This window comes from Ottowia thiooxydans DSM 14619 (assembly GCF_000422885.1).
GTDB classification, from domain to species: Bacteria; Pseudomonadota; Gammaproteobacteria; order Burkholderiales; family Burkholderiaceae_C; genus Ottowia; species Ottowia thiooxydans.
Window position 1 is genome coordinate 48,584 of record NZ_KE383945.1, and the last position, 22,305, is coordinate 70,888.

Here is a 22,305-nt window from a genome sequence, read left to right on the forward strand (position 1 = left end):
GAATCAAGTAAGCAGGTTTCTCAGGCCGAGGCGTTCCGGGAAGGCGTAAGCCACAAAATTTTCACCGCGCAGAAAGCCTGCCAGCGGCAAACCACAGGCCTTGGCGGTATCGACAGCCATTGCCGTGGGTGCAGAAACGGCGGCTAGAGCGCCGGCACCCATCATGGCGGCCTTTTGCACCATCTCAAAGCTCGCCCGACTGGTAATGCAGGCGAAGCCTGGCGTGCCTAGCCACGGGCTACGCAGCAGAGCGCCGGCCACTTTGTCCAGTGCATTGTGACGCCCCACGTCTTCGCGCACGATGAGCGTCTCTCCGTTGGGAGCACACCAGGCAGCTGCATGAGTGGCGCCTGTGAGATGTTGGATGGCCTGCTGTGCAGACAAGGCTTGCAAGGCGTGTCCAAAGGCCGCAGCGGTGAAAGTGACTACAGGGCAGGCAGGCAGGGTACGGCGCACCTCCGCCAGGCTATCTGTACCGCACAGGCCACACCCCGTACGGCCGGCCAAGGTGCGCCTGCGCTCTTTGAGACGCCATTCACAGGCCGCCGCCACCGACAGGTGCACCGAGATTCCATCTGCAGACTCTGACACTTCCAAGCCGTACAACTCGCCTGGATGCGCCAGCAGCCCCTCCGTGATGCCAAAACCCAGCGCAAAATCATGCAGATCGGAAGGGCTGGCCATCATGACGGCGTGCGAGATGCCGTTGAAGACAAGGGCCACCGGCACCTCTTCCGCCAGCCAATCCGACTGCGCACGCGCATCCGGACTCCCGTGCACCACCACGCCGGCAGACCGCACGCCAGCGGGAAGGGTCATTTCGCAGGAACGCCGACGTCGGCCGGGGCCTGCTCTTGCGCATGAGCCAGCAAGTCCAGTTGTTGTTGGTTGAACGCGGCGTAATCGCGCTGCCAGTCAGAGTGCTGCGCCACCTTGTTGACCTGTACTGCCGTGACTTTGTATTCGGGGCAATTGGTGGCCCAGTCGGAGCTGTCCGTGGTGATGACGTTGGCGCCAGATTCCGGGAAATGGAAGGTGGTGTAGACCACGCCCGGCTGCATGCGATCGCTCACCTTCGCACGCAACACGGTCTGGCCCGCGCGGCTGGTGATGCCTACCCAATCGCCTTCGACTACGCCACGCTCTTTCGCATCTTCGGGGTGGAGTTCCAGGCGGTCCTCGTCGTGCCAAAGATTATTGGGCGTACGACGCGTCTGCGCGCCCACGTTGTATTGGGAAAGAATACGCCCGGTAGTGAGCAAGAGCGGGAACCGGCGCGTGACCTTTTCGTCGCTAGGGATGTACTGCGTAATGAAGAAGCGACCCTTGCCGCGCACAAAACCGCCCTCATGCATGATGGCCGTGCCAGCGGCAGGTGTGCTTTCATTGCAGGGCCACTGCAAACTGCCCAAGCGCTCGATGGCCTCGTAGCTCACACCACGGAACGATGGCGTCAGCTCCGCGATCTCCTGCATGATTTGCTCGGGATGGTCGTAATGCATGGGATAGCCCAAGGCATTGGACAGACGCACCGTCACTTCCCAGTCAGCCAGCCCAGGCATGGGCGGCATCACCTGCCGGACACGCGAAATGCGGCGCTCGGCATTGGTGAAGGTGCCGTCTTTCTCGAGGAAGGAACTGCCGGGCAGCAACACATGGGCGAACTTGGCGGTCTCGTTGAGGAAGATGTCTTGCACAACGATGCATTCCATGGCCCCGAGTGCCTGGGAAACGTGCTGAGTATTGGGATCCGATTGGGCGATGTCTTCGCCCTGGCAGTACAAGCCCTTGAAGGTGCCGCCAATCGCCGCTTCGAACATGTTGGGAATTCGAAGGCCGGGCTCTGGGTTGAGCTCCACGCCCCAGGCAGCTTCGAACTGCGTGCGCACGGTGGTGTCAGATATATGGCGGTAGCCAGGCAGCTCATGCGGAAAGCTGCCCATGTCGCAGCTGCCCTGTACATTGTTCTGACCGCGCAGTGGGTTCACACCCACACCTTCACGGCCCACCATGCCGCAAGCCATGGCGAGGTTGGCGATACCCATGACCATGGTGGAGCCCTGGGCATGCTCGGTCACACCCAGCCCGTAATAGATAGCGGAATTGGGGCCGGCAGCATACAAACGCGCGGCGGCACGCACTTCAGCAGCCGGCACACCCGTGGAGATCTCCAGAGCTTCGGGAGAGTTTTCTTCCCGCCCTACGAACTCGCGCCATTGCTCAAAGCTACGGGCATCGCAGCGCTCAGCCACGTAGGCTTCATTCACCAGGCCTTCATTGACCACCACGTGGGCCAGGGCGGTGATGATGGCCACGTTGGTGCCGGGCCGCAAGGCCAGGTGGTGTTCGGCCCGCACATGGGGGCTGCTGACCAGATCGATACGGCGGGGATCGACCACGATCAGGCGAGCACCGTCTCCATGGCCTTTGCCGCGCAGGCGTTTTTTCATGCGCGAGGCAAACACGGGGTGTGCATCGCTGGGGTTGGCGCCAATGACCATGATCACGTCAGCGTGGTCCACCGACTGGAAGGTCTGCGTACCAGCCGAGGTGCCGAAGGTCTGCCCCAGGCCATATCCGGTGGGAGAGTGGCACACGCGTGCGCAGGTATCGACGTTGTTGGTGCCGAAGGCGGCGCGCACCAGCTTTTGCACCAGATAGGTTTCTTCGTTGGTACAACGGCTGGAGGTGATGCCACCGACGGAGTCGCGGCCATGCGTGGCCTGAATCTCGCGGAAGCGGCGAGCGGCATACCCGATGGCTTCGTCCCAACTCACCTCGCGCCAAGGGTCCGTGATGCGGTCGCGGATCATGGGCTTGGTGATGCGGTCTTTGTGCGTGGTGTAGCCCCACGCGAAGCGACCCTTGACGCAGCTATGGCCCTCATTGGCCTTGCCGTCTTTCCAGGGGACCATGCGCACGACTTCATTGCCCTTCATCTCAGCCTTGAAGCCGCAGCCCACCCCGCAATAAGCGCAGGTGGTGATGACGCTGTGCTCAGCCTGGCCGAGCATGATCACGCTCTTTTCCTGCAGAGTGGCGGTGGGGCAGGCCTGCACACAGGCCCCGCAGCTCACGCAATCACTCTCCATGAAAGACTGATCCTGGCCGGCTGAAACACGGCTTTCAAAGCCACGCCCGGAAATGGTCAGTGCAAAAGTGCCTTGGGTTTCCTCGCACGCACGCACGCACCGATTGCAGACAATGCACTTGGCGGGGTCGTAGGTGAAGTACGGATTGGATTCGTCTTTCTGCAGGCCCAGGTGGTGCTTGCCGCCATACTGCGCGCCCACTCCATAGCGCACTTCTCGCAGGCCGGTCACACCCGCCATGTCTTGCAGCTCGCAATCGCCGTTGGCCGCACAAGTCAGGCAATCGAGCGGGTGATCGGAGATGTAAAGCTCCATGACCCCTTTGCGCAGTTGCTGCAGCTTGGGAGTTTGCGTGCGCACCTTCATGCCCGCTTCAGCGGGCGTGGTGCAAGAAGCCGGGTAGCCACGGCGGCCCTCGATCTCCACCAGACACAGGCGGCAGGAGCCAAAGGGATCGAGGCTATCTGTGGCGCATAGCTTGGGCACCTGTACACCAGCATCCAAGGCGGCCCGCATGAGCGAGGTACCTTTGGGCACAGTGATATCTGCGCCGTCGATCTCCAGGGTAACGGTCTCGGATGAGATCACGGCGGGCGTGCCATGATCGATTTCAGGATTGTGGTGATAGAGCATCGTGGTCTCCTGACTTCTTCTCAATGGGCTGCCGGGGCTACGGCCTCTATGCCGAAATCTGCCGGGTAGTGGTTCAAGGCGGACAGGACCGGATAAGGGGTCATACCCCCCATGGCGCACAGGCTGCCATGCACCATGGTGTCGCACAAATCCCGCAATAGATCAACTTGGCGAGCATGGTCTTGCCGCTTGGTGATGCGGTCAATCACTTCCACGCCGCGAGTGGAGCCAATGCGGCAAGGTGTGCACTTGCCACAGGACTCCAGCGCGCAAAATTCCATGGCGTAGCGCGCCAACGCGGCCATATCCGCCGTGTCGTCGTGCACCACCAAGCCGCCGTGGCCCACAACCGCGCCAACGGCTGCATAGGCCTCGTAGTCCAGCGGGATATCCCACTGTGACTCTGGCAGATAGGTACCAAGCGGCCCCCCCACCTGCACGGTTTTAACAGGCCGGCCAGAACGTGTGCCGCCGCCGAAATCGAACACCAGCTCACGCAGCGTGAGGCCAAAGGCTTTTTCCACCAGGCCACCATGGCGGATGTTGCCAGCGATCTGAAAGGGCAGCGTACCGCGCGAGCGGCCCATACCGAAATCACGATAGAACGCCGCGCCACGCGCGAGGATGATCGGAACGGTGGCGAAGCTGATGACGTTGTTGATGACGGTGGGCTGGCCGAATAGGCCTTCAATAGCCGGCAGCGGCGGTTTGGCGCGCACCACGCCGCGCTTGCCTTCGATGCTTTCCAGCATGGCGGTCTCTTCACCGCACACATAGGCACCGGCCGCCTTGCGCACTTCCAGGTGAAAGGCGCGGCCCGTATCCAGCACGCTCTCGCCCAGATAACCTGCGGCCGTGGCATGGGCAATGGCTTCGGCCATCACGGCCACCGCGTGGGGATATTCGGAGCGGATGTAGATATAACCCTGCGTAGCGCCTACGGCCAAGCCGGCGATAGCCATGCCCTCGATGAGCATGTAGGGATCGCCCTCCAGTGTCATGCGGTCAGAGAAGGTGCCGGAGTCGCCTTCATCCGCGTTGCAGACCACATATTTCTGCGGCGCTTGCACTCTATGCACAGTTTGCCACTTGATACCCGTGGGGAAAGCCGCACCTCCGCGGCCACGCAGGCCGGAATCGAGCACTTCCGCCACGACGGCAGCGCCCTCCAGCGCAACGGCACGCTTCAGGCCTGCCCAGCCCTCATGGGCCTCGTAGTCACTCAAAGACAGCGGATCGGTGATACCCATGCGCTTGAAAGTCAGGCGCTCCTGCTTGGCAAGATAGGGCATGGCTTCGGTCAAGCCGTGCCCAAGGGGATGGTTGCCACCCGTCAGAGCCCCGGCATCCAGCAGAGAGGAAACGTCTTCTGGCTCCACGGGGCCATAGGCCACCCGGCCTTGCGGCGTTTCCACCTCCAGCATGGGCTCCAGCCAAAACATGCCACGAGAGCTGTTGCGCACGATCTGCACGGGATGGCCACGGCGCGCGCATTCGGATGCCAGGGCCTGCGCCACCTCATCGGCTCCAACGGCCAAGGCCGCTGAGTCTCGTGGCACGAAAATTCTTGTGACTGAACTCATGCCGCTGCTCCGTGTGCGGCGATGACGCGGTCAAATTTTTCAGGGGTCATACGAGCGTGCAGCTTGTCTCCAACCTGCATGGCCGGAGAAGAAGCGCACAAGCCCAGGCAATAGACTGACTCCACCGAATAGGCTTTTTCAGTGGATGTTCCGCCGGTGCTGCTCCCCAGGGTCTGCGTTGCGTGGGCAAACAGCGCTTCGGAACCACAGGCCTGGCAAGCTTCGGCTCGGCACACTTGCACCACTACGCCCACTGCGGGTTCGGTACGGAAGTGGTGGTAATACGTAAGCACTCCATGCACTTCAGCTCGTGAGAGATTCAACGCGACGGCTATAGGCTCTACAGCGGCGGCTGGCACATAGCCCAGCGCATCTTGAATATCGTGCAGCAAGGGCAAAAGCGCACCGGGGCGGTCTCGGTGGACAGCAACGAGGCCCGCAACGCAATCCAGCGGCGCTGCGGCAAGGGAACGAGCATTCATGGTGGGGCGAACTCTGTCAGCGGGTTATCCTCGTAATTATGACCATCCAGGCTTGATCAGGGGCAAAAAGGGTATATACGACCAAAGCCGCAGACCCCAGAGCGAGCCCCTGATCAGGTGAACGCCTGGCGCATCCAACACCCGCGGCCCTGATGCAAAAGACCGCTTTGTCGCCTACGTTGCGAAGCCCGCCTGCGTCATCCCGCAAAATACCAACCGTATGACGTCTGCCAGAGCCGCGAATCCCGCCACGCATTGCCCCCTCTGTGGGCAGGCCAACCAATGTGCCATGGAAGTAGAACGCGCCACCGGTCAACCCCAAGAAGCGTGCTGGTGCATGCAGGCTAGTTTCCCGCCTGCTCTGCTCGATCAGGTTCCTGCCGAGAGCCGCGGAACAGCCTGTATCTGCCTGGCCTGTTCGGAAAACGCCGCGAGCCTGGCCTGAACATGTCAGCCAGCGCCCCCGAGCCCAACGCACCGCACCCTCATTCAGGCGAAGCGCTGCGCGCACGCTACGGTGAGCGATATCGCTGGCTGCTGTTAATGGCCGTCATGATGGGCACCGTGGCGTCGGTGATGTCGTCCACCGTAGTGAATGTGGCCATCCCTGGCTTGTCTCATCAGTTCGCTTTGGGACAGGAACGCGCGCAATGGGTGACCAGCGGCTTCATGGTGGCCATGACGGTGTCGATGCTGACCACGCCGTGGCTGCTGGCACGCTTTGGTTATAGAGCCACCTACGCTGGCTGCATGTGGCTTTTGATGGCGGGGGGCATCGTTGGTGGCTTCGCCCAGAGCTTCAACCTGGTGCTGGCCGCACGTGTGGCGGAAGGACTGGCGGCCGGGGTCGTGCAGCCCATTCCCGCCATCATCATCATGCGCGCCTTCCAGCCGCACGAGCAGGGCCGCGCCCTCGGCCTGTTCACCACCGGTGTTGTGCTGGCACCGGCGCTGGGGCCATCCATAGGCGGAATTTTGGTGGACTGGTTCGGCTGGCGATCCATTTTCTTCATGGTGGTGCCCTTTTGCCTGGGCTCCCTATGGATGGGCCGGCGCTATGTGCCCACCACGGCGCCCGGCGGCGCATTGGCCACCCGCAGCGAGTCACTGGATTGGCTGGGTCTGGTGCTCGGCACTCTGGGCACCTTGAGCCTGCTGGATGGCCTGGTGTCCGTACGTTCCGAAACCCCACTACATGCTGCAAGCGTCCTGGCATTTGCTGCCGCTTGCTTCGGTGCCTTCGTGTGGTGGCAGGCCCGCCGCACGCGGCTTGGTCAGGCGCCCCTGATGAACCTTCACCTTTTCAGGTGGAGACCATTCGCCATGGGCAGTCTGGTGGCCGCTATCTATGGCACGGCGCTCTTTGGCTCCACCTACCTGCTTCCGGTGTACATGCAAATGGGGCTGGGTTTGTCTGCCTCCACCGTGGGCAGCGTCATGTTGCCGGCAGGGCTGATACTGGCTGGAACCATTGCGCTCGTCTCACGCTGGGCCGATCGGCTTCCTGCCAACGGATTGGTGAGCATAGGGCTGGCGATTCTGGCGCTTTCGTTTTCGATGATGGTCACCATTGGCCCCAGCGCCAGTTTATGGCTGCTGATCGCCTACAGCGCGGTGGGGCGCATCGGCCTGGGTTTCATTTTGCCTTCCCTCAATCTGGGCGCCATGCGGGGCCTGGAGAACGACCTGATCTCCCAAGCCTCCAGCGTGATCAACTTCCTGCGCATGCTGGGCGGCGCGGCGGGTGTGAGCCTGTGCGGCATCGTGCTGGAATGGCGACTCGCGGCTTACGGCGCTTCGCTGACCAGCGGCGAAAACGTGGCGGCCCGGTTGGCGGCGTTCAATGAGGTGTTTCTCATGCTGGCGGCCCTTTGCGCGCTGGCGATGCTGGCGGCGCGCTCTCTGGGGCCCCATAGCCGGGCATAAAAATATACCTAAGTATTCGCCAGAGCTGATCACCACCAAAAATGGGCCCCCCACGCTCCCCGCTCCGCGTGGTTCGCTGCCCCCAAGGGGGTGCTTTTTGTTTTGGGGCGGCTCGGCAACAAAAATAGGACCCCCACGCTCCCCGCTCCGCGTGGTTCGCTGCCCCCAAAGGGGGTGCTTTTTGTTTTGGGGCGGCCCGGCAACAAAAAACGCTCATCTACATGCGCTATCCGTCGCAGCGGTCGATCGTGGCCTTGCCTTAGACTAGAAGAATATGTGTCAGCTACTGGGAATGAACTGCAACACGCCGACGGACGTGACCTTCTCCTTCGCGGGCTTTGCTCAGCGCGGTGGCCTCACGGACCATCATGCGGATGGCTGGGGCATCGCTTTCTTTGAGGAGCGGGGAGTCCGCCTGTTCGTTGACCCCACGGCAGCCTCGGCTTCTCCCGTTGCCGACCTGATCCGTCGCTACCCGATCAAGAGCAAGAACGTCATCTCCCACATCCGCAAGGCCACTGTGGGCGAGGTAAGGCTGGAGAACTGCCACCCCTTCGTGCGCGAGTTATGGGGCCGCTATTGGGTGTTTGCCCACAATGGCGACCTGAAAGACTACGCCCCGCGCCTGCATGGCCAATTTCGCCCCGTGGGATCGACCGATAGCGAACAGGCTTTCTGCTGGCTGATGCAAGAGTTGGCCAAGGCCCATGCCAGCGTACCGCCTGTAGAAGAGCTCACGCGCACGCTGGCCGAGCTGGTGCCTCAGGTAGCCCGCTTCGGCACTTTCAATTTTCTGCTTTCAAATGGCGAGGCACTCTGGGCCCACGCCTCCACCAAACTTTGCTATATCCTGCGCCAGCACCCGTTCGCCACCGCCCGGCTTTCGGATGAAGATTTGGCAGTGAACTTTGCAGAGCACACCACACCCAACGACCGCGTGGCGCTGGTGGCCACGGCCCCCCTGACATGCGATGAGGCCTGGACGCCTTTCGCACCGGGGGAGTTAAAAGTGTTCGTCAACGGATCGACCCTTCCCTGAGACGCACGGCCGGTTGCGTGCACATGTGCAGGGGTAGTCGGGCCCGATTTATGCGGTGGGTAACCAGGAAGCCTTTGTGATGGGGTCCACCCGCCGCAATGCCCGCCCCAGCCATCCGATCTGCCACCACGCAAGCGCCGCCATGCAGTGCACTCGCGCCGCGCCCATCGCCTCCATCTCCACCCATCCACCCGCGGCCACGCGGAGCTGCTCGCCGGCCCCTACCACCACCGGCAGGTGCACCCAGGTGCCTGCCAGCCACAGCCGCTGGTGCACCACGATGCTGCCTTCTGTTACCGTGATATCTGCCTTGCGAGGCAGGCGTTCCCATGCCTTTTGGCCAGGCCGCAGTTGAAGGCAAAACAGGGGTTGCGAAAGGGCTGTGTGTGCCATGGAATAACTCCTTGTGAACAGGCCTCCAGCGTAGGATCAGCCAGCCACCGCGAACAGCCACAGCCTTGTGCCATCTGATACGAAGCAGTTCAGAAATCCCGGCTCTGTTATGGTTCTTTTTGAACCGGTCTGTACCTGTTCTTCCCATACCGCCCCGCGCATGATCGAGTTCCCATGACCGCATCTGCTCTCGCCGCCTCTTTGCCCAAATACCAGCTGCTGGCCGACCACTGCCGTGGGGCGATTCAAGCGGGCAGCTTGCTGCCGGGCCAGCGCATGCCCTCGCTGCGCGCGCTGATGGCGCAGCATATGGTGAGCTTGACCACCGCCATGCAAGCCTGCCGCCTACTGGAGAGTGAGGGCTGGCTGGAGGCACGGCCCCGCTCGGGCTACTTTGTGCGCCAGCCTACGCGGGGGCTACTGGCCCCCGTGAAAGACCCGCCCATGCAGCGCGCGCCCGATGCCGCGCAATATGTGGGCATCCACGCCAAGGTGTCAGAATTTCTCGCATTGGGACGGCTGCAGCGCTTCAAGATTAACCTGTCGGTGGCGCGTTGCGCGCCCGAGCTGTATCCGGCGGATGCGCTCCAACAGGCGGCCCTGCGCAGCCTTCGCCAGCACCCGGACCAACTTGTGCGCGCTGCGCCGCCACAGGGTAGCCTGGAGTTTCGCGAAGTGCTGGCTCAGCGCGCTTTGAGCGCAGGCATGCGCCTGTCAGCCAGCGACATTCAGGTGACCAATGGCTGTACCGAGGCACTCAATCTGGCGCTGCGCGCCGTGGCCAACTCCGGTGACACGATTGCAGTGGAGTCGCCCGCGTTCTACGGCCTGCTGCAGACGCTGGAAAGCCTGGGCTTGAAGGCACTGGAGATTCCCACCAGCCCACGCACCGGGATCTCGGTCGATGCGGTGGAGCTGGCACTGCGAACCACCCCTGGTATCAAGGCCGTGGTAGTCGTGCCGTACCTGCAAAACCCCACGGGCAGCATCATGCCCAACGCCCACAAGCAAGCATTGCTTCGCCTGTGCCAGCAGCAAGACGTGGCGCTGATCGAAGACGACACCTACAGCGCGCTGGTGGACGATGCCGTGTTCCGCGAGGAGCCATTGCGTGCCATCAAGTCTTGGGACGACAGCGGCCACGTGTTGCACTGCGCGTCCCTGCACAAACACCTGGCACCCGGCTTGCGGCTGGGCTGGATCAGCGGCGGACGCTGGAAGGCGCGGGTGGAGATGCTCAAGTTTGCCGCCTCACGCGGTAACGAGCGCCTGGCCCAACTGGCTGCGGCAAGCTTTATAGGTTCCGCCGCGTATGACCGGTACCTGCGGCGGCTGCGTGCCACCCTGGTAACACAGCGGGCGCAAACCGCTCAGGCCGTATCACGCTACTTCCCTGCGGGTACCCGGCTTACGGTGCCGCGCGGGGGCTTGTCGTTGTGGGTGGAGTTGCCACAGGGCTTATCGGCGACCACCTTGTTCCACGCCGCATTGGCCGAAAAACTGGTGATTGCACCGGGCACCATTTTCACCAATTCCAGCCGTTTCGACAGCAACCTGCGGGTGAACTGCGGCTGGCCATTCACCCCGGAAATCGACCACGCGTTTGCGCGGTTGGGGCAGATGGTGGGGACGCTGGCGAATACGGCTTAGAGCGTGTTTACGGGCTCCGTACCGTGCTCTCTCGCACCGCGCGCCGAACGACAGGCGGGCTCTCGCCCACGTGATAGGCCAACTTGCGGTCACGCAAGGCTGCATCCGCTACGCTGGTACGGTCAAAACGGCGCAGGTGGTCGGGCCATGAGGCGTCTTCAATCACCTCGACAAAGCGCCCAGGGTCATTGATATCTGAAAGCAGGTCCCAAGCCAACGCACCTTGGCGCAAACGGGAGCGGCGGCTTTCTTCCATCAGCGCGCGAAAGGCTGCCGCGTTGGCAGGATCTATCTGGTATTCAATGGTGACCAGCACGTGCCCGCTTTCTGGAGGCGCGTTCACTTTGGGCAAGGGCAGCGGACCTGCGGGAGTGGGATCTTCGATCACGCCGCGATCCGGCCAGCGCCAACACACGAAAGCCATCACGGCGGCAGCGCTGGCTGCGCTCACCGCCAGAGCGGCTGGCACGCTGCTCCAGGTGGCTATCTGGCCCCACACCGCCGCGCCCAGCGCGCTGGAGCCCATGATGGCCATTTGGTACATGGACATACCCCGAGCCCGCACCCAGTTGGGCAGGCTGATCTGCGCCGCTACATTGAGTGAATTGGCCGTAGTGATCCAGGAAGCGCCACAAACGGCCATGGTCAGAACGCCCAGCCAGATGTTGGTGTTGAAGGCCATCACCCCCATGGTCACAGCCTGAGTGCAGGCGCCCACCATGACCAGGCGATCACGGGAGAAGCCTTGGCGCAAGCGCGGTAGCGCAAAGGTGGATGCCACCGCCCCAGCCCCCATGGCCGCCAGCAACACAGTGAAGGTGCCTGCAGCCCCTCCTTTGACGTCCCGCGCAACCAATGGCAGCAGCGCCATCAACGCCGTGGAATGAAAGAAAAAGATCGCCACACGGGCCAGCACGCCCTTGAGGTGGTAAGACTGGGCGACATACTGCAAGCCCACACGCATCGCCCCCGTGAGCCGCTCGCGCCCCAAGGGATCTGGCTTGTGCTCACGCTTCCAGCGTGTGATGGCCACCGCAGCCACTACCGACAGCACGGCATTGAGCACGAACACCCAGGCACTTCCCAATGCAGCGATGATGGTACCGGCCACCAGCGGCCCCAGAATGCGCGACGCATTCATGGAGACACCATTGAGGGCAAGCGCCGCCGGCAGTTGATGGCGTGGAACCAATTCCGGCACGATGGCGGAAAACACCGGCCAACGCAGCGCCAGCCCAATGCCATTGAAAAAGATCAGCAGAAGGAGCAGCGGCGGTGTCATGAGGCCGGAGAAAACCGCCACGGCCAGCACACTGCCCACCACCGCCACCCACACCTGGGTGAACACCAGAAAGCGTTTGCGATCCAGAATATCTGCCAGCGCTCCTGAAGGCAGCCCGATGAGAAACACCGGCAGCGTGGCCGCCGTCTGGACCAGCGCCACCCATATGGGTTTGGACGTGAGTGTGGTCATCAGCCAGGCTGAGGCCACGTCGTTCATCCACATGCACAGATTGGCGATCAACCAGGTGCCCCACAGCATGCGAAAGATGCGGTGCTCGAACGGCGCCAAGGGGCCGAGATCACGAGAGGGCGAAGCGGCGGAGGAGTTAGCCGGGCTGTGGGAATCAGGCATGAAAGCCAATGATAGTCCCTGCCGGCGATCAAGGATTTCCTACAAGGAAACAGCCTTCAAACTCACAACCGTGCGCGGAACTCAGCCACTTCGCAATGCTCTGTCAGCGCCTCATCATGGAGGCACTTACAAACACACGGAGAAAATCCATTATGTTGCACTACGCTGTCGTCTTCTTCATCATCGCCATCGTGGCTGCCGTGTTTGGCTTTGGAGGCATTGCAGCCGGCGCCGCAGGCATCGCGAAAATCCTGTTTATCGTCTTTCTGATCCTCGCCGTCGCCAGCCTTATCTTTGGCCGGAAACGGTAGGGATCAAGCTGGAGATCAGACTAAACCTGTTCCACGCAAAGGCTGCGAGGGGTTAACGCCCCTGCGCAGCCTTTTCTACGGCGTCGATGTAGAGAGCAGGCACATCGCAACCTGTCTGGTCCAGGATTTCGCGGAAACCTGTGGGACTGGTGACATTAATCTCCGTCACCTTGGTACCGATGATGTCCAGGCCTATGAGAAAGAGCCCCCGGGCGCTGAGCACCTGTCCAATGGCCCGCGCAGTCGCCCGATCGGAGTCAGTGATGGGCTGGGCTACCCCTTTACCCCCAGCAGCCAGGTTGCCACGCACTTCGGTACCTTGGGGAATGCGGGCCAGCACGAACGGCGCGGGTTCGCCATTGATGATGATGACGCGCTTATCACCCTCTGAAATCTCTGGCAGGAATTTCTGCACCATAAAGGTGGTGGCGCCGTTGTGATTAAGCGTTTCCGTGATGGAGCCGAGGTTCAGCCCATCGGGACCCACGCGGAAGATACCCATGCCGCCCATGCCGTCCAGGGGCTTCAGAATGATGTCTCCATGTTCGGCATGAAAACGCCGGACGTCTTCCGATGAACGAGTGACCAAAGTGGGGCCCACAAACTGGGGGAACTCCATCACGGCCAATTTTTCAGGATGGTTACGCAGGGCTTGGGGGCGGTTGATCACACAGGCACCTTCTCGCTCTGCCTGCTCCAGCAAATGGGTGGCGTAGATAAATTCAGCGTCGAAGGGGGGGTCCTTGCGCATGAGCACGGCGTCGAACTCTGCAACCTCAGCGTCACGCACGGCAGTCTCGGTAAACCAAACGTCTTCCTGGCCGGTGAGAACGATTTCCCTTACTTTAGCGCGCACCTTCTGGCCGCTTTCCCAATGCATGTGGCGTGGCTCGCAGGCCGCAATGGTGTGTCCGCGGCGAGTAGCCTCGCGCATCATGGTGAAGGTGGTGTCCTTGTAGGTCTTGAAAGCCTCGAGGGGATCAGCGACAAAAAGCAGTTTCATGGTGATGGATTCCGGGGTTTGCGCCCGTACTGTTGCACAAACAGCGCAATGCTGCCGGCCACCACTCCCCAAAAGGCCGAGCCGACTCCGGCTATTGCCACCCCGGAGAGGGTAACCAGAAAGGTGATCAAGGCTGCTTCGCGTTCATTTTCTTGCGCCAAGGCTTGAGCCAGCCCACCACCAATACTACCAAGCAAGGCCAATCCGGCGATAGCAAGCACTAACTCACTTGGAAAAGCCATGAGCAGCCCGGTAATGACCCCTGCGAACAGACCAATGACAAGATAGAACACGCCGCACACCACTGCGGCGGTGTAGCGCTTGCTGTGATCCTCATGCGCCCCGGGGCCTGTGCAGATGGCTGCAGTGATCGCTCCCAGGTTGAGCGCATAGCCCCCAAAAGGCGCAAAAATGAAAGTAGCTACCCCCGTCATGGTGATCAGGCGGGAAATCGGCATGTCGTAGCCCGAAGCTCTGATCACTGCAACGCCGGGCAGATTCTGTGAAGCCATGGTGACCACGAAAAGCGGCAGCGTAATGCTCATGAACGCACTGACGCTGAAGGCCGGCATGGTGAACACCGGCCGGGCGAGCTCCAGGCTAACGCCCGCCCATTGCAAGTGCCCGGTCACGGCGGCGTGCCCAACGCCCACCAGCAGGGTAAGCACCACGGCGTAGCGCGGAGCCAGCCTGCGCGACAGCAGGTAAGCCAACAACATCAGAACGACCAGCGCAGGTGCCGTGCGCGCGGCTGAAAACGCGTCCAGCGCAAACCTGCCCAACACGCCGGCCAACAGGGCCGCAGCGAGCGCCATGGGAATACGGTTCATCACCCGTTCAAACCAGCCCGTGGCACCGGCCAGCACGATGAGCACCGCCCCCATGAGGAAAGCGCCAATACCCTCCGCCATAGTGAAGCCGCCCGCCATGGCCGCCGTGGCCACCACCGCGCCCCCCGGCGTAGACCAGGCGATCATGACTGGCTTTTTCAGTATGAGCGAGGGGATCACGGTGCAAAGCCCCATCCCGATCGAAAGCGCCCAGACCCAGGAAGTCACTTGCGCCGGTGTGGCCCCCAAAGCCTGAGCAGCCTGATAAATCACGGCCACCGAACTGGCAAATGCCACCAGCACGGCGACTACGCCGGCAGTGAAGGTGGAGAGGGTCAAGTCACGAAAGAAGCGCATCTTTCGAATCTTAAAAGGGATTGGGGGACGCCATGCTCAGTCAGCCCTGGATCGGCGTGTGGCGACAGGCTCATCGACGACAAGAGAAAATGCGTCATTTGCACCAACCCGCGCCCCGACCGAGGAGACAGAGCACATGACCAGCCCCACCCTTGCCGCCCTAGCCGGTGTGCGCGTGATCGAGATGGGCCAGCTGATTGCAGGGCCTTTTGCCAGCAAGACGCTGGGCGAGTTCGGCGCCGAAGTGATCAAGATCGAGCCGCCCGGCACAGGCGATCCGCTGCGCAACTGGCGTCTGCTCAAAAACGGCACTTCGGTATGGTGGCAGGTGCAGTCGCGCAACAAGCGTTCGCTGGCGCTTGATCTTCGCCAGGCTGAAGGGCAGGCGCTGGCGCGACAACTCATCGCCGAAGCTGACGTTCTGGTTGAGAATTTTCGGCCCGGCACCCTGGAGGGTTGGGACATGTCTCCCGAGCAGTTGCACGCGCTCAACCCTGGCTTGGTGATCCTGCGCATATCCGGATATGGCCAGACCGGCCCCTACCGCGATCTGCCCGGTTTTGGCGTTGTAGGCGAAGCCATGGGAGGCCTGCGCCACCTCACTGCCGAGCCGGGCCGTGTTCCGGTGCGCGTGGGTGTTTCCATTGGCGACACGCTGGCGGCGCTGCATGGCGTGATCGGCGTGCTAACGGCGCTCTACCATCGCAAGGTGCAGGGCGGGCTGGGACAGGTGGTGGATGTGGCCTTGCACGAGGCAGTGTTCAACGTGATGGAAAGCCTGCTTCCTGAATACAGTGCTTTTGGGGCCGTGCGCGAACCCGCAGGCAGTGCGCTTCCAGGCATTGCCCCCTCCAACGCCTACCCTTGCCAGGATGGCTGGGTGCTGGTGGCGGGCAATGGAGACAGCATCTTCAAACGATTGATGCAAGCCATCGGCCGTGATGATCTGGGCCAAGCCCCCGATCTGGCAGACAACGCAGGCCGTGTGGCCCGGGTGGCAGAGATTGATGCCGCCATTGGCACCTGGACCCAGACCCGCACTGTACTGACCGTGACCACTGAGCTTGCGGCAGCTCGCGTACCCGCTGGAAAGGTCTACACGGCCAAAGACATTGCCGAAGACCCGCACTACCGAGCACGCGACATGATCCTGGAGCAGACCACCCGGGACGGCTATACCATCGAGGTCCCCGGCATCGTGCCCAAGCTGTCGGTCACCCCTGGAAGCGTGCGCTCCAACGCTCCGCACGTGGGTGACGATACGGATGCGGTGCTAAGCGAGATGGGCCTTTCGCGCGAGCAGATTGGGCGCTTGCGCGAGAAGAAGATCATTCAATGAGAAGGTGGATAGGCGGTTGCTTTTCCACCGAGGCCTGTCCCGTGAAGTGGGTGCGTTAGCCGTCCAAACCAGGGGCTACCCAGCGCATCACACTGGCTTTGCCGCCATTGGCGTTATCCCAAAAACCCACGTAGGGCTTGCCATCAGGGCCGAAAGCCAGCGAGGTGTAAGTTGCCTCGTCCGCCGAAAATCCTGCGCCACCCACGGTCTCCCACGCCGTGCCCGCGCTGGTCAATCGCATCATGCTGGCTTTGTAGCCATTGGCAATGTCCGTATAAGCGACATACGGCTTGCCGTCAGGGCCGAACGCCAGCGAGGTGTTACTAGTTGCACCTGCGGAGAAACCGGCCCCACCCACGGCCTCCCACGCCGTGCCGGCGCTGTTCAATCGCATTACGCTCGCCTTGTGTCCATTGGCCTCGCTTGCATATGCCACATAGGGCTTGCCTTCAGGGCCGAACGCGAGCGAGGGAGAAACGGCATTCCCGGCGGAAAAACCTGCCCCACCCACGCTCTCCCACGCCGTGCCCATGCTGTTCAATCGCATCACACTGGCTTTGCCGCCATGAGCAGTGTCTGCATAAGCCACATAAGGCTTGCCTTCAGGGCTGAACGCCAGTGAGGTAAAAACCGCCACATTTGCAGAAAACCCTGCTCCCCCCACACTCTCCCACTCCGTAGCCGCGCCGTTCAAACGCATCACGCGGGCTCTGCCACGTATTCCATAGTCCATAAAGGCTACGTAAGGCCTGCCGTCAGGGCCGAAGGCCAGTGAGGTGTCAGACACAGTACCTTCGGAAAACCCTGACCCACCGATGGTCTCCCACGCCGTGCCAGCACTGTTCAATCGCATCACGCTGGCTTTGCCGCGATGGGCACCGTCCTGATAGGCCACATAGGGCTGGCCGTCAGGGGCGAAGGCCAACGAGATGTCATATACCCCGCCCTCCGAAAATCCTGCCCCACCTACAGTTTCCCAAGCTGTGCCAGCCACGTTCAAACGCATCACGGTGGCTTTATCACCACGGGCGCCGTCCATATAGGCCACATAGGGCCTGCCGTCAAGACCCAGCGCCAGCGAAGTGAAAGACGCCGGGCCCTCTGAAAACCCTTTCGCGCCCACCACTTCCCACGAATTTGTAGCGAGTTGTCCACAGGCCACCAAAAACTGCAACGCCCATAACAAGCACGCGAACCCCATCCAGCGACGACAGAGGTTGAGCATCACAGCGGCAGGAGAGCCAGGACAAGCTGGAGGCAAGTTCAAATTCATAATACAAAAAATACGATCTAAAAATATAAACAATAGTACTCTTTTTTGCAATGAGCTTCCATAACTCCCAGGCCGCACGGGGCCAAGGAGCTTGTGCCACTCCATAAGCAGTGAGCCAACGCTGACGCTTAGCCGTCGCCGACGTCACGCCAGCGAGATAGGAATTCAGATGCGCCTCCTCCGACCCCGCAGGTAACTCAATCGAACTTGCAGACGTGAGGCCATCTTGCTAGATTGGCTCTCAGCGATTACACAGGCCCAAAATGCCAGGCAAGCACTCGGTCCAGCTTCTGGCGAGGATCGCCAGATGGCCGCAAAGCTGACCAATTCGAAGTAGCCGCGGAACTGGCTACGTCCCCCCACGGGGAAGGGGCGTAAGTGACTCAGGGGGAGTCGATGTAACTAGCGCGGGTTGCTATGTCGGCCACTTCAGCCGCCTCAGCTCAGGGGCAGGACTGAACCTCAGGCAGTGCGCCTCAAGACACGCGCACCCATCAACGCCGCAGCAGCAGCCATCAGCAGCAGCACCCATTGATGCAGCGTAGGCACCGGTATGGGTGCTAACACGCTCGCGCTGGCGGCGAGCTGCACCACGGCAAATGGGTCCGCGATGACACCTGGCTGCGTGGTCTCAGAATCGCCTGCGCCATCATCGGTGACCGTATAGCTCACGACTGTGCGCCCGCCAGACACCAACACGCCTGGGTTGAACCAACTGCTGGCCTGGCCGCTGGCGGCTGGGCCCCATTTGAGCAATAAATTCTGAGCCGACACCGCCTCCGGGTAAGTGATGGTGACTGTCAGCGTATCGCCTGCGCATCCAGAAGCCCGGAAGGAAAACACTCCGTTTGGCAGCGTGGCTCCAGGATATTGCGCCTGCAAGCCCGTCAGCATCTGCCCAGTGGCCGCACCAAAGCCAGTCTGCGTGGGGTCTATGGTGCAGCTGGCGCTGCCGCCGGTGATCGCCACCTGCACGTTACCGGGCACGCCAGGCATAGTGCCGCTCCAGCTGGTGTTGGCCGATAGGCTGATGCTTTGGCTGACATCAGGCGCAGGCTGCCAAGCTGCATCGCCTGCTTGACGAGCCAACACCGTGCAGGCACCAAGACCGACCATGCTGACCGTTGTAGCACTGACCGTACAGACCGCAGGTGTAGAGCTTTCATAGCTCACTGGCAGGCCAGAACTGGCCAACGCCACAGGATCAAGCTCAAACGTGCTGCCCGCCACGAGGGCACGGCTGGCCACCGTTTGAGCCGGGAAGCTGATGCTTTGCGGAACTGCGATAGTTCCCGTCCAGCGCATCACTGCAGCGACTCTGCCGTTCTCAAAATCCTGGTAGGCGACGTAGGGCTTGCCATCAGGGCCAAAGGCAAGCGAGGTGTCCTCAGCCCCACCAGCCGAAAACCCTGCCTCACCTATTGCCTCCCACGCCGTGCCCGCGCTGCTCAAACGCATCACGCTGGTTTTGTCGCCGTTGGTACTGTCCCGATAAGCCACATACGGCTTGCCATCAGGGCCGAAAGACAGCGAGGTGTACTCAGCCCCACCCGCCGAAAACCCTGCCCCACCTACTGCCTCCCACGCCGTGCCAACACTATTCAAACGCATCACGCTGGCTTTGTTGCCGTTGGCACTGTCCCGATAAGCCACATAGGGCTTGCCATCAGGGCCGAAAGACAGCGAGGTGTACAGAGCCACACCCGCCGAAAAACCTACCCCACCGACACCCTCCCACGCCGTGCCCGCGCTGTTCAAACGCATCACGCTGGCTTTGTAGCCATTGGCCCTGTCCTGGTAAGCCACATAGGGTTTGCCATCAGGGCCGAAAGACAGCGAGATGTATAACGCCCAATCCGCAGAAAACCCAGCCCCACCGACCGCCTCCCACGCCGTGCCCAGGCTGTTCAAACGCATCACACTGGCTTTGAGGCCATTGGCACCGTCCGTATGTGCCACATAGGGCTTGCCATCAGGGCCGAAAGTCAGCGAGGTCTGGTTAGCCGCACCCGCCGAAAACCCAGCCCCACCTACTGCCTCCCACGCCGTGCCCGCAATGTTCAAACGCATCACGCTGGCTTTGTTGCCATTGGCACCGTCCCGATAAGCCACATAGGGCTTGCCATCAGGGCCGAAAGACAGCGAGGTGTGGTGAGCCTCACCCGCTGAAAACCCTGCCCCGCCTACTGCCTCCCACGCTGTGCCCAAGCTGTTTAAACGCATCACGCTGGCTTTGTTGCCATAGGCACCGTCTTGATAAGCCACATAGGGCTTGCCATCAGGGCCGAAAGACAGCGAGGTGTACTGAGCTATACCCGCCAAAAACCCCGCCCCACCAACTGCCTCCCACGCCGTACCCGCACTGTTCAAACGCATCACACGGGCTTTGTTGTCATTGGCCTCGTCCCGATAAGCCACATAGGGCTTGCCATCAGGGCCGAAAGCTAGCGAGGTGTCAAACACCACACCCGCCGAAAATCCTGCCCCACCTACTGCCTCCCATGCCGTGCCCGCGCTGTTCAAACGCATCACGCTGGCTTTGTGGTCATTGGCAGCGTCCCGAAAAGCCACATGGGGCGTGCCATTAGGGCCGAACGTCAGAGAGGTGAAATACGCCCCATCCGCTGAAAACCCTGCCCCACCTACAAGCTCCCACGCCGTACCCGCGCTATTCACACGCATCACGCTGGCTTTGAGGCCATTGGCACCATCCCGATAAGCCACATAGGGCTTGCCATCAGGGCCGAAAGACAGCGAGGGGTTATCAGCCCAACCCGCCGAAAACCCCGCCCCACCTACTGCCTCCCACGCCATACCCGCGCTATTCAACCGCATCACGCTGGCTTTGTTGCCATTGGACTCGTCCCGATACGCCACATAGGGCTTGCCATCAGGGCCGAAAGACAACGAGGTGGATAGCACCTCACCCGCCGAAAAACCTGCCCCACCTACAACCTCCCACGCCGTCCCCGGGCTGTTCAAACGCATCACACTGACTTTGCCACCATTGGCACCGTCCCGGTAAGCCACATAGGGCTTGCCATCAGGGCCGAAAGCCAGCGAGGTGTACTCAGCCACACCCGCCGAAAACCCAGCCGAACCTACTGCCTCCCACGCCGTGCCCGCGCTGTTCAAACGCATCACGCTGGCTTTGTAGCCGTTGGCCTCGTCCATATAAGCCACATAGGGTTTGCCATCAAGGCCGAAAGCAAGCGAGGTGTATCTAACCCAACCCGCTGAAAACCCTGCCCCGCCTACTGCCTCCCACGACGTGCCCGCGCTGTTCAAACGCATCACCCTGGCTTTGTTGCCATTGGAATTGTCCTGATAAGCCACATAGGGCTTGCCATCAGGTCCGAAAGCAAGCGAGGTGTAATCCGCCCGACCCACGACCAACGACGGTACCCCCCCCACCCGCTCCCATGGATCCGTGATGGACTGCGCATTGGCCGCAGGTGCCAGCACCGCGAGCAACAACCCTAAAACCCCTAGCAGGCGCAGCCAACCATTCCACAAAACCGAGCCGACACAACGGGTGTGCTCCTGAAACAGTTCCTGTTTTTTTAATGAAGTCATGTTCCCCCCACCGGTATTTCTGGGCATGGATCTCCGTGCCTCGCCTGAAATAAATTCAGTTACCTGATTTGAACGTTTTGCAACGCGTTTGTATGTAGCCCGATTGGGCTACATGAGGGGGGTTTTTAAGGGCTCCCAACTCCGTATCCATCCTTTTGCATTGCTCATAATTGCAGTTTGAGCAATCCCGGGTGATTGAACTGAACCTCAGGCAGCGCGCCGCAGTGCACGCGCACCCATCAACGCCGCAGCAGCCGCCATCAGCAACAGCATCCATTGATGCAGCGTAGGCACTGGTATGGGTGCTATCACGCTCGCGCTGGCGGCGAGCTGCACCACGGCAAATGGGTCCGCGATGACACCTGGCTGCGTGGTCTCAGAATCGCCTGCGCCATCATCGGTGACCGTATAGCTCACGACTGTGCGCCCGCCAGACACCGACACGCCTGGGTTGAACCAACTGCTGGCCTGGCCGCTGGAGGGCGGGCCCCACTTGAGCAATAGGTTCTGAGCGGCCACTGCCTCCGGGTAAGTGATGGTGACTGTCAGCGTGTCGCCTGCGCATCCAGTGGCTCGGAAGGAAAACACTCCATTAGGCAGCGTGGCTCCAGGATATTGCGCCTGCAAGCCCGTCTGCATCTGAGCAGTGGCCGCACCAAAGCCGGTCTGCGTGGGGTCTATGGTGCAACTGGCGCTAGCTCCGGTGATCACCACCTGCACGTTACCGGGCACGCCAGGCATAGAGCCGCTCCAAATGGTGTTGGCCAAGATGCTGATACTTTGGCTGGCATCAGGCGCAGGCTGCCACGCTGCATCGCCTGCTTGACGCGCCAGCACCGTGCAGGCACCAAGGCCAGTCATGGTGATGGTGGTGCCGCTGACGGTACAAACGGCAGGTGTGGTGCTTTCATAGCTCACTGGCAAGCCTGAACTGGCCACCGCCACAGGATCAACCTCAAACGTGCTGCCCGCCACGAGGGCACGGCTAGCCACCGTTTGCGCCGGGAAGCTGATGCTTTGCGGAACTGCGATAGTTCCCGTCCAGCGCATCACTGTGGCGATGTTGCCATTGGCACCGTCCCCATACGCCACATAGGGCTTGCCATCAGGGCCGAAAGACAGCGAGGTTCTGTTAGCCCCACCAGCCGAAAACCCGGCCCCACCTACTGCCTCCCACGCCGT

At 61.5% G+C, this 22,305-nt stretch carries 17 protein-coding genes; 6 read left to right on the forward strand and 11 right to left on the reverse strand.

Annotated features, from left to right (window positions below):
• Positions 1-3: 3 nt before the first annotated feature.
• From fdhD to G518_RS0132500, 4 genes are read right to left on the reverse strand one after another with little or no spacing between them, the layout of a single operon-like run.
• The gene (fdhD, locus tag G518_RS0132485) at positions 4-819 is read right to left on the reverse strand and encodes a formate dehydrogenase accessory sulfurtransferase FdhD (RefSeq protein ID WP_028606019.1); all 816 of its coding nucleotides are present in this window, start codon (positions 817-819) and stop codon (positions 4-6) included.
• Positions 816-3,725, reverse strand: a complete 2,910-nt coding sequence (fdhF, locus tag G518_RS0132490; protein WP_028606020.1) for a formate dehydrogenase subunit alpha — start codon at positions 3,723-3,725, stop codon at positions 816-818. The genes fdhD and fdhF overlap by 4 nt, the downstream gene beginning before the upstream one ends.
• Before the next feature lie 20 nt (positions 3,726-3,745).
• The gene (locus tag G518_RS0132495) at positions 3,746-5,308 is read right to left on the reverse strand and encodes a formate dehydrogenase beta subunit (protein WP_028606021.1); all 1,563 of its coding nucleotides are present in this window, start codon (positions 5,306-5,308) and stop codon (positions 3,746-3,748) included.
• Positions 5,305-5,790 carry an NAD(P)H-dependent oxidoreductase subunit E gene (locus G518_RS0132500; protein ID WP_028606022.1) on the reverse strand — a complete coding sequence of 162 codons (486 nt, stop codon included), beginning with the start codon at positions 5,788-5,790 and terminating at the stop codon, positions 5,305-5,307. The genes G518_RS0132495 and G518_RS0132500 overlap by 4 nt, the downstream gene beginning before the upstream one ends.
• Before the next feature lie 220 nt (positions 5,791-6,010).
• Between G518_RS0132500 and G518_RS39710 the strand changes: the two genes are divergently transcribed.
• The 3 genes from G518_RS39710 to G518_RS0132510 all read left to right on the forward strand — a co-directional run bounded on the left by G518_RS39710 (position 6,011) and on the right by G518_RS0132510 (position 8,755).
• Positions 6,011-6,235 (forward strand): cysteine-rich CWC family protein, encoded by a 225-nt coding sequence (locus tag G518_RS39710; RefSeq protein ID WP_084652496.1) that lies wholly within the window; start codon positions 6,011-6,013, stop codon positions 6,233-6,235.
• A gap of 2 nt (positions 6,236-6,237) precedes the next feature.
• On the forward strand, positions 6,238-7,716 hold the full coding sequence (locus G518_RS0132505; RefSeq protein ID WP_028606023.1) for an MFS transporter: 1,479 nt from the start codon (positions 6,238-6,240) through the stop codon (positions 7,714-7,716).
• Positions 7,717-7,990: 274 nt separating this feature from the next.
• Entirely contained in the window at positions 7,991-8,755 is a 765-nt protein-coding gene (locus G518_RS0132510; RefSeq protein WP_028606024.1) for a class II glutamine amidotransferase, read from the forward strand.
• A 48-nt stretch (positions 8,756-8,803) separates the two neighbouring features.
• Here G518_RS0132510 and G518_RS0132515 read toward each other — a convergent pair whose 3' ends face one another.
• Entirely contained in the window at positions 8,804-9,148 is a 345-nt protein-coding gene (locus G518_RS0132515; protein WP_028606025.1) for a hypothetical protein, read from the reverse strand.
• Positions 9,149-9,322: 174 nt separating this feature from the next.
• Here G518_RS0132515 and G518_RS0132520 point away from each other — a divergent pair, with 174 nt between their 5' ends.
• A complete protein-coding gene (locus G518_RS0132520; protein ID WP_028606026.1) occupies positions 9,323-10,798 on the forward strand; it encodes an aminotransferase-like domain-containing protein in 1,476 nt (491 codons plus the stop codon).
• A 7-nt stretch (positions 10,799-10,805) separates the two neighbouring features.
• Here G518_RS0132520 and G518_RS0132525 read toward each other — a convergent pair whose 3' ends face one another.
• Positions 10,806-12,434: an MFS transporter gene (locus G518_RS0132525; RefSeq protein WP_028606027.1), complete on the reverse strand. Its 1,629-nt coding sequence runs from the start codon at positions 12,432-12,434 to the stop codon at positions 10,806-10,808.
• A 152-nt stretch (positions 12,435-12,586) separates the two neighbouring features.
• Between G518_RS0132525 and G518_RS39715 the strand changes: the two genes are divergently transcribed.
• Complete coding sequence (locus G518_RS39715) at positions 12,587-12,745, forward strand: DUF1328 domain-containing protein (RefSeq protein WP_028606028.1); 159 nt, start codon at positions 12,587-12,589, stop codon at positions 12,743-12,745.
• A 52-nt stretch (positions 12,746-12,797) separates the two neighbouring features.
• Here the strand turns inward: G518_RS39715 and gshB are convergent, their stop codons facing one another.
• Positions 12,798-13,748, reverse strand: a complete 951-nt coding sequence (gene gshB, locus G518_RS0132535) for a glutathione synthase (protein WP_028606029.1) — start codon at positions 13,746-13,748, stop codon at positions 12,798-12,800.
• A complete protein-coding gene (locus G518_RS0132540; RefSeq protein ID WP_028606030.1) occupies positions 13,745-14,935 on the reverse strand; it encodes a benzoate/H(+) symporter BenE family transporter in 1,191 nt (396 codons plus the stop codon). Before G518_RS0132540 ends, gshB begins: the two co-directional genes overlap by 4 nt.
• 136 nt (positions 14,936-15,071) lie before the next feature.
• On the opposite strand from G518_RS0132540, the gene G518_RS0132545 reads away from it, so the two are divergent.
• A complete protein-coding gene (locus G518_RS0132545) occupies positions 15,072-16,274 on the forward strand; it encodes a CaiB/BaiF CoA transferase family protein (protein WP_028606031.1) in 1,203 nt (400 codons plus the stop codon).
• A 55-nt stretch (positions 16,275-16,329) separates the two neighbouring features.
• On the opposite strand, the gene G518_RS0132550 is transcribed toward G518_RS0132545, so the two are convergent.
• From G518_RS0132550 to G518_RS39000, 3 genes are all read right to left on the reverse strand, one after another.
• Positions 16,330-17,547: an NHL repeat-containing protein gene (locus tag G518_RS0132550; RefSeq protein ID WP_169458036.1), complete on the reverse strand. Its 1,218-nt coding sequence runs from the start codon at positions 17,545-17,547 to the stop codon at positions 16,330-16,332.
• A gap of 462 nt (positions 17,548-18,009) precedes the next feature.
• Positions 18,010-21,123, reverse strand: a complete 3,114-nt coding sequence (locus G518_RS0132555) for a choice-of-anchor U domain-containing protein (RefSeq protein ID WP_028606033.1) — start codon at positions 21,121-21,123, stop codon at positions 18,010-18,012.
• 207 nt (positions 21,124-21,330) lie between these two features.
• Positions 21,331-22,305: IPTL-CTERM sorting domain-containing protein (locus G518_RS39000; RefSeq protein ID WP_169458037.1), on the reverse strand; the 975-nt coding region annotated here is incomplete at its 5' end.

Coding starts and splice junctions, on each gene's coding strand:
- fdhD (WP_028606019.1), bottom strand. CDS start 819: ATGACCCTTCCCGCTGGCGTGCGGTCTGCCGGCGTGGTGGTGCACGGG.
- G518_RS39710 (WP_084652496.1), top strand. CDS start 6,011: ATGACGTCTGCCAGAGCCGCGAATCCCGCCACGCATTGCCCCCTCTGT.
- G518_RS0132505 (WP_028606023.1), top strand. CDS start 6,238: ATGTCAGCCAGCGCCCCCGAGCCCAACGCACCGCACCCTCATTCAGGC.
- G518_RS0132520 (WP_028606026.1), top strand. CDS start 9,323: ATGACCGCATCTGCTCTCGCCGCCTCTTTGCCCAAATACCAGCTGCTG.
- G518_RS0132500 (WP_028606022.1), bottom strand. CDS start 5,790: ATGAATGCTCGTTCCCTTGCCGCAGCGCCGCTGGATTGCGTTGCGGGC.
- fdhF (WP_028606020.1), bottom strand. CDS start 3,725: ATGCTCTATCACCACAATCCTGAAATCGATCATGGCACGCCCGCCGTG.
- G518_RS0132540 (WP_028606030.1), bottom strand. CDS start 14,935: ATGCGCTTCTTTCGTGACTTGACCCTCTCCACCTTCACTGCCGGCGTA.
- G518_RS0132495 (WP_028606021.1), bottom strand. CDS start 5,308: ATGAGTTCAGTCACAAGAATTTTCGTGCCACGAGACTCAGCGGCCTTG.
- G518_RS39715 (WP_028606028.1), top strand. CDS start 12,587: ATGTTGCACTACGCTGTCGTCTTCTTCATCATCGCCATCGTGGCTGCC.
- G518_RS0132525 (WP_028606027.1), bottom strand. CDS start 12,434: ATGCCTGATTCCCACAGCCCGGCTAACTCCTCCGCCGCTTCGCCCTCT.
- G518_RS0132555 (WP_028606033.1), bottom strand. CDS start 21,123: ATGACTTCATTAAAAAAACAGGAACTGTTTCAGGAGCACACCCGTTGT.
- G518_RS0132510 (WP_028606024.1), top strand. CDS start 7,991: ATGTGTCAGCTACTGGGAATGAACTGCAACACGCCGACGGACGTGACC.
- gshB (WP_028606029.1), bottom strand. CDS start 13,748: ATGAAACTGCTTTTTGTCGCTGATCCCCTCGAGGCTTTCAAGACCTAC.
- G518_RS0132515 (WP_028606025.1), bottom strand. CDS start 9,148: ATGGCACACACAGCCCTTTCGCAACCCCTGTTTTGCCTTCAACTGCGG.
- G518_RS0132545 (WP_028606031.1), top strand. CDS start 15,072: ATGACCAGCCCCACCCTTGCCGCCCTAGCCGGTGTGCGCGTGATCGAG.
- G518_RS0132550 (WP_169458036.1), bottom strand. CDS start 17,547: ATGAATTTGAACTTGCCTCCAGCTTGTCCTGGCTCTCCTGCCGCTGTG.